The sequence below is a fragment of the Arthrobacter glycogeni genome (assembly GCF_054511155.1).
Genome location: NZ_JBTNDE010000006.1, coordinates 145,491 through 153,035, shown reverse-complemented (window position 1 = coordinate 153,035; position 7,545 = coordinate 145,491). Strand labels below are relative to the sequence as shown.

Below are 7,545 nucleotides of genomic sequence, written 5' to 3'. Positions count from 1 at the left end.
CTTTCGCTTCCTGCGCATCAACCCAGGAACGCAACCCTCCCAGATCCTTAATCAGGTCCAGGGTCCGCCCCGCATCCAGGCCGACCACCGCCGCCACAGCCACCCCGCCCACCAACACCGGCGGCACCTCACTGGAGCGCACCCCGGCATCAGGGCCAGCACCAAAATCGGCGTCAGGCCCGCCACCAACAAAGGCACCAGCAGAGGTGTCAGCAGAAGCATCAGCAAAGGCATCAGCGGAAGTGTTGGGCGGATCACCTACCGGGGCAGTCCACACCGCGCCGACGCCCAACGGACCCCCAGGACCATACCCACCAGACGCCCCACCAGACGCCCCGCCTGAAGACCTGCCGGGCGCCCCCGCGGCGGTATTCGCGGGCCCGCCGGTCGAGCCGGAATCCGCGCCGGATTCGGGAACGAATCCCGTCCCGGTAGAAGAAGCTGTACTGCTTTTCATACCCCCATTCCATCATCGGGCACTGACAAAACAAGGTCCGTGGGAAGGCATCCGGAAAAGAATTTTGAACTATTTTTCCTGGCAGATCAAAATTTTGGATCGGCGGCATAAAGGGAACCACAACGCGCCCGCTGAGGCCTTAGATCGGGCGACTCGCCCTCACAAGCCCGCCAGCCCGCCAGAGCTGACCTCTCAGTGAAAGGGAGCTCAGCGAGGAGGGAAGGGTGCGGGCTGGGTCAGCTCTTGGCGGGCTCACCGTAGGAGTCGCTCCTTGCCGCACCGGCACCGGCTGGCGCTTCGGCCTTCCTCGGCGGAGGGGTCGCTGCCTCGCGGAACTGACGCTTTGGGGTCTGCAGATCCATCAGCTGAGTAGTGTCGCGACCGAACACGAAGCTCAGAATCCAGCTGAAGACCACCCTGAACTTGCGCTCGAACATGGGCATTGCCATGCCGTGGTAGCCGCGGTGTGCCAGCCAGGCGGGGAGACCGCGCATGCCGAATCCCATGATGTTGGCAACGCCTTTGTACTGGCCGAAGCCAGCTACAGCGCCGAGGTTTTTGTGCCGGTATTCCTTGACCCGGCCCACCCCGTTGTTCTGCGCGTAGATGTTCTTCGCGAGAAGTTTGGCCTGTCGCACAGCATGCTGGGCGTTGGGGACGCAGAACCCGCCGACGCCGCCGCCGGTCAGGTCGGGCACTGCAGAGACGTCTCCCGCGGTCCAGGCATTCTCGAGGGGGCCGTTGTCGCCGGTGATGCGCAGTTCGGCGTTGGCCCGAATCCGTCCACGCTCGTCAATGGGGAAGTCGGAGGACCTGACCATTGGGTTCGCCTGCACGCCCGCGGTCCAGATCAGGGTGTCAGTCTCGAACTCGTCTGCCGGAGTTTTGTCCGGCATATTGATGAGCTTCAGCCTGCCGTCCACCGCGCTGGCCAGCGAGGTGTTCAGCAACACCTGGATGCCCCGGGACCGTAGGTGGGCAACTACCCAGACGGCCTGGGACTCGGTGACCTCGGGCATGATTCTGCCCATGGCCTCCACCATGACGAACCTCAGATCCGCATGCTCAAGGCGGTCGTTCTTCTTGACTGCAGCGCGGGCGAGGTCTTCGATTTCGGTGATGGTCTCGATCCCAGCGAAACCGCCGCCGACGACGACGAAGGTGAGGGCCCGGTCCCGCTCGGGGCCGGCGGGCATCAGCGAGGCGGTCTCGATACGTTCGAGGAGCTGGTTGCGCAGGGCGACCGCTTCCTCGATGGTCTTCAGGCCGATCCCCTGGTCCTTGAGACCCTCAATCGGGAAGGTCCGCGTGATCGAGCCTGCTGCCACGACGACATCGCGGTAGGTCAGCTCGAACGGCTCGCCGCCGTCTGCCGGAGCGACCACCGCGGTGCGGCGGGCGTGGTCAATGCCGGTGACCTTACCGGTGATCAGTTCGGTCTGCTTGAGGTGCGTGCGGTGCGAAACCACAGCGTGGCGGGCCTCAATATTGCCGCCGGCCACCTCGGGCAGGAAGGGTTGATAGGTCATGTAGGGCAGTGGGTCCACCAGGGTGACGATGCCACCGTGGGACTTGATCTTCTTCTGCAGCTTATGTGCCACATAGAGACCTACGTAGCCGCCACCGACTACAAGAATGCGCGGACGATCGGAGAACTGTTGATTCAGTGCCATGCCTCGATGGTACCGGACTTTGTGAAAATCTTCACTAACTTTACGTCGCGTGGAAAGCCGGGCTTCTGACGGGTCAGTTAGGGCCGGGGAACGGCCGTATCGAGAGAACCGGTATCCGCGCTTTCATCCTCCGGGTTGGCCAGGGCCGTTCGCCGGGCGCGCAGGACCGCTACAGTCCCCGCAGCGAGAACCACGACAATCAGCCCGGCGAATCCCAGCACGATGGCCGCCGGTAGTCCGCCAGCCGAAGCTGAGGGGTCTTCGGCGACCGGCACCTCGGGTTCGGGGATGTCGACGGCAGTGGCTTCACTGGTAGGCGCATCGGGCTCCGGGGGTGGAGCCGGTTCCCCCCTCCGGTAGATCTCGATGAATTCTGCCATGCTCCCGAGCAGGTTCTCCTCGGGAACGGCGAGATCGGCGTTGACCGCTGCCGCGACGTCGAGAATTCCGTACCCGTAGATAGTGTCACCTTCGGCACCTTCGGCCCCGGCGTCCTGGGCCGTCAGCAGGATCCGGTTGACCACCTGGGCCGCCGAAAGGTCAGGATATTTGGATCGGATCAGCGCCGCGGTTCCGGCGACCAGCGGCGCAGCACCCGAGCTGCCCGACCAGTCGGCGTACACTCCGCCGGGCAAGGCTCCCACCAGGTTCTCAGCGGGGGCGGCAACCCCAATACTGATTCCCTCGGAGGAAGATTCGCGGCTTGCTTCGCCCTGACGGTCCAGGCCGGCGACGGCGAGGACTCCCGGCATGGTGGCCGGGGCCCCGACCTGCAGGGAACCACCCGCACGGTTGCCGGCAGCCGCGACGATGACTACATCGTTCTGCTCGGCGTACAGGAACGCGTCATCCCAGCTTTCAGGCCAGGTGGGCGAGGTGCTTCCCAGCGACATGTTGATGACCTGGGCACCGTTATCCACCGCCCAGCGCACGGCGTCGGGGATCTGGGTGTCGATGCTGATCCCCGCCGGGTTGGGCCCCTTGGTCTCGCCCTCAATCCAGACTGAGACGGCGAGGAGCTCCGACTCCGGAGCGACACCTACGATTCCCTCTGGGCCGCGCCCGTAGCTGTCGGGCCCGGTGGTCGCAGTGGGTTTCGGCGAGGGGGACTCCCGGTCGGAGTCCTGGTCCTTCTCGTCGTCGTCAGCAGGCGGTGACGGGCTGGGCGGCGGGTCAGGAAGATGGCCCCGCCCGGCAAGCAGGCTAGCGACCAGGGTGCCGTGCTCGGCAACCTCGCCGATGCCGAGCTGACCGTTGGGCTGTCCGGACCCTGAGACGTCAGTGCCACCTACCACCACTCCGTCCAGATCGGGGTGCGAACCGTCGACGCCGCTATCGATCACTGCGACGCGGACGCCTTCGCCCTTGGTGGTCTGCCAGGCTTCGGCAATCCCATAGTCCTCAAGCCAATATTCGCGTTCCCGCAGGTCGTCGGCCTGGGCGGGCGCCGCGGGTAGAAGGGCAGCGGCAAAGACCATCCCTAACAGGCAGGCCGTTGCACGCCGCCAGGAGTTGAGCGCGCCGCGAGAGCTGGTCACTGGATTACTTTCCTGTTCTCGCCGAGGGCAATTCCGTCGAGAATGTCGTGCTCACTGGCGATGAAGGTTTCGACCCTGCCACCTGTAGCGGAGACCAGGTGCGCGGTAATGGTGCGCCAGATCAGTGCGCCGGCGCCGATGACGTCAACGCGTCCCGGGTGCATGTAGGGCAGGGCGGCACGCTGGTCACGGCTCATCCGCACCAGCTCGGTGGCAGCGTTCCAGACTCGATCGTGGGCGAGTTCGGAACCGTGGATATCAGCCGCCCGGTACTCCGACAGCCCCAGCGCATGGGCGGTGATGGTGGTGATACTGCCCGCGACGCCGATGACCCTGGTGACCTTGCCAAACGGAACCTCACGTGCCGCCTCGGTGATCAGCCGCCGCACTTCCGCCTCCATGGTGGCGATCTCCCCGGTAGACGGTGGATCCGAGACAAGGTACCGCTCGGTGAAGCGCACGCACCCCATGTCCATGCTCCGCGAGGCCAGGACGCCGCCGGCGTTACCGACAACGAACTCGGTGCTCCCGCCGCCCAGGTCGACGACGAGCACCAGCGATTCCTCGATCGCTGGCGCGGCCGGCGGCAACGCGCTCAACGCACCGGCGAAGGATAAGGCTGCTTCCTCGTCACCACTGACCACCTCGGGTGTCACGCCCAGCAACTCACGGATGCCAGCGGCGAACTCCTCACGGTTCCCGGCATCACGGGTCGCCGACGTGGCAACGAACCGGACCCGGTCCGCGCCGTGCCGCCGGATCAGCTCCGCGTACTCGCGGGCAGCGGCGAAGGTGCGTTCAAGCGCCGCCTCGGACAGCCGTCCAGTGGTGTCGACGCCTTCGCCCAGCCTGACCACCCGCATGAGCCGTACGACGTCGGTGAGCGTCCGGCCATCGTCGTCGACGTCGGCGATGAGCAGCCGAATTGAGTTGGTTCCACAGTCAATGGCGGCTGTACGCATCAGGGGCGCTCCGGTGGGGTGGGATCCGTGGTGGGATCGGCGGCCGCGTCGGCGGCCATACGACGGTTGGCTCGTTTGGTTTCCAGTTCCTCGGGGGTGAGGCCCTGGGTACGGGCGTGGCGGCTCAGTTCACGGTCCGGGACCGAGCCTTCGGAGTCCCAGGCTCCCGCGCAGTAGCAGGTATCGCGGGTCCACCACTCGGAGATGCCCGCAATGGCCTCGTCGCCCAGCGGGTTGACGCCTGGACCCGCGGCGAGTGAATGTCCAACCAGCACGTGCAGGCACTTGACCCGGGTGGGCATTCCCCCCGCCGACACGCCGTCAATTTCGGGCACGGGACCCGTTCCTGACCGGGCCCCGATGGCCTTCCGGACCTGCAGGTAATGCCGGTGGGCCGCCTGGTATTTTTCAGCGAGCACCGGGTCATGTTCCAGCCGCTTGGTCATCTCCGCCATCAGACCCGACGCTTCGAGGCGGGACACTGCTGCGGTGATGACCGGGTGGGTCAGGTAGTAGGTGGTAGGAAAGGGGATGCCATTGGAAAGCCGGGGGGCGGTGGTCGCAACCAGAGGGTTGCCGCAGACGCAGCGGGCACCGATCTCGACTACATCACGCACGGGGCGGCCCAACTGGCGGCTAAGGGTGTCAAGGTCGGACGCGGTCAGCTCGGTGCTGGGCGCAGAATCCATGCGGGGTCCTACCTTTCGGAATGGGTGGGGTGTAGTGGGTGGCAAGGCGCACACGTCCCTGGGTGAGAACGAATGCTAGGAATCGGTCGCTGAACGTTCGATTGAGTCCCAGAGCGCGTCGACCCACGGCAGGTCCTGCGGGGCTTCGCCTGAGGATCCCACCGCTTCGTCGCCGGGTACGGTCTCGCCCACCACCACGTACCGGGTCTCGCCGGGCATGACCAAAAAGATCCGTTCGCGGGCCTGGGCCTTGATGTAGGCCGGATCCTCCCACCGGGCCAGCTGCTCCTGGGACTCGAGCTGGGTTTCCTCAAGTGCTGCGATCTCGTCGCGCAGGGTATTGAGTTCGCCCTGCTGGAGGAGGTAAGTACGCACCGACGGTGCCAGGAGCACGGTGATGGTCACCAGCACCACTGCCAACGCCAGGAGCCGGCCGGAAAAGGACTTGGCCGGGATCGGCTTGGCATCCTCGGCCGGGATGATGGCGGGCGGCTCCCGCTTGAACGGCTGACGTGCCCGCCGGATTGCCCCGGCCAGCTGTACCCGCTGCTGGGTCCGCGCTTCGGAAGGAGTTAGTGAGGCAGCCGCTGGGGACGCTGCGCTTCCCGCGGGTCCTGCCGCTTTCCTCGCACGGCCTGTAGCGCGAGGAGCAGCTTTCACAGCCCGGGGGGCTGCAGCCTTCGCTACCCCGGGGGCTGCAGCCTTTACCGCCCCGGGCATTGCAGCTTTCGGCGCCGACCGCACCGCGGGCCGGGCCCGGGGTGCTCCGGACTGGTCCCCGGATGCTGGGGTTAACGGCATCCGGGGACCGGCGCTGCGCGGCACCTTGGGTCGGCGGGTCGACATCAAACTCCTCTAGATCCTCGGGTCAGGGATAGGTGGCCGGTGGGCCGTCCCTACTAACGAGGGTAACCGCCGCTGCTGGTAACTAGGCTGTGAAACGCGGGAAAGCACCGCGTCCGGCATAGCGTGCGGCGTCGTCGAGCTCTTCTTCGATCCGCAGGAGCTGGTTGTATTTGGCGACCCGCTCGGAACGCGCCGGGGCGCCGGTCTTGATCTGCCCGGCGTTGGTTGCCACGCAGATGTCGGCGATAGTGGTGTCTTCGGTTTCACCTGACCGGTGTGAGGTGATGGTGGTGTACCCGGAGCGCTGGGCCAGCGAGATCGCGTCCAGCGTTTCGGTGAGCGTGCCGATCTGGTTGACCTTCACGAGCAGCGAGTTGGCGGTGTCGGCGTCGATCCCGCGAGCGAGACGCACCGGGTTGGTGACGAACAGGTCGTCACCAACGAGCTGGACCTTGGACCCGAGCTGCTCGGTCAGTGCTTTCCAGCCGTCCCAGTCCTCCTCATCCAGGGGATCCTCGATGGAGACCAGTGGGTAATCCCGGACCAGTTCGCCGTAGTACGTGTTCATCTCGGCTGTCGTCAGAGCCTTACCCTCGAAGTGGTACGCACCGTCGGTGTAGAACTCTGATGCGGCGACATCCAGCGCCAGCGCAATGTCCTTGCCCGGCGTGTAGCCTGCGCGCTCGATGGCCGTGGTGATCAGGTCAAGAGCTGCACGGTTGGACGGCAGGTTCGGGGCGAAGCCGCCCTCGTCGCCCAGCCCGGTGGCCAGGCCCTGCTCCTTGAGCACCGACTTCAGCTCGTGGTAGACCTCGACGCCCCAGCGGAGGCCTTCCGAGAAGGACTCGGCACCGAGGGGGACGATCATGAATTCCTGGACATCGACGTCGGAATCGGCGTGAGAGCCGCCGTTGAGGATGTTCATCAGGGGGACGGGAAGGACGTGGGCGTTGGGGCCGCCGAGGTAACGGTAGAGCGGCAGCTTCGAGGATTCGGCGGCGGCGCGGGCGATGGCCAGTGACACGCCCAGCATCGAGTTGGCGCCCAGGCTCGACTTGTTCTCGGTGCCGTCGAGGTCGATCATGGCCTGGTCGATAGCCCGCTGGTCGGTGGCGTCAAAGCCGAGGAGTGCCGGCTGGATCTGTTCAATCACTGCTTCGACTGCCTGCAGGACTCCCTTGCCGAGGTAGCGGGCCTTGTCGCCGTCACGGCGTTCGTTGGCTTCGAACGCACCGGTGGAGGCGCCTGAGGGGACCGCTGCACGGCCGAACGTGTCGTCGTCGAGCAGTACCTCCACCTCAACGGTGGGGTTGCCGCGGGAATCAAGGATTTCACGTGCGTGGATGGCATCGATGATGGCCATGGGAATGCTCCTTCGGT

The 7,545-nt window shown here is 65.7% G+C and carries 6 protein-coding genes and 1 pseudogene; all 7 read right to left on the bottom strand.

What is annotated here, in order from left to right; genetic code table 11:
* Positions 1-457: pseudogene (locus ACX80O_RS06360) on the bottom strand (hypothetical protein); the annotation flags it as partial.
* A 236-nt stretch (positions 458-693) separates the two neighbouring features.
* Complete coding sequence (locus ACX80O_RS06355; protein ID WP_459304984.1) at positions 694-2,130, bottom strand: NAD(P)/FAD-dependent oxidoreductase; 1,437 nt, start codon at positions 2,128-2,130, stop codon at positions 694-696.
* Positions 2,131-2,207: 77 nt separating this feature from the next.
* The gene (locus tag ACX80O_RS06350; protein ID WP_459332903.1) at positions 2,208-3,608 is read right to left on the bottom strand and encodes a S8 family serine peptidase; all 1,401 of its coding nucleotides are present in this window, start codon (positions 3,606-3,608) and stop codon (positions 2,208-2,210) included.
* Between the two features lie 56 nt (positions 3,609-3,664).
* Entirely contained in the window at positions 3,665-4,633 is a 969-nt protein-coding gene (locus ACX80O_RS06345; RefSeq protein ID WP_459332902.1) for a Ppx/GppA phosphatase family protein, read from the bottom strand.
* The gene (locus ACX80O_RS06340) at positions 4,630-5,319 is read right to left on the bottom strand and encodes a DUF501 domain-containing protein (RefSeq protein WP_459332896.1); all 690 of its coding nucleotides are present in this window, start codon (positions 5,317-5,319) and stop codon (positions 4,630-4,632) included. Before ACX80O_RS06340 ends, ACX80O_RS06345 begins: the two co-directional genes overlap by 4 nt.
* A 75-nt stretch (positions 5,320-5,394) precedes the next feature.
* Entirely contained in the window at positions 5,395-6,165 is a 771-nt protein-coding gene (locus tag ACX80O_RS06335) for an FtsB family cell division protein (RefSeq protein ID WP_459332895.1), read from the bottom strand.
* An 82-nt stretch (positions 6,166-6,247) separates the two neighbouring features.
* Entirely contained in the window at positions 6,248-7,528 is a 1,281-nt protein-coding gene (gene eno / locus ACX80O_RS06330; RefSeq protein WP_459304987.1) for a phosphopyruvate hydratase, read from the bottom strand.
* Positions 7,529-7,545: the final 17 nt, after the last annotated feature.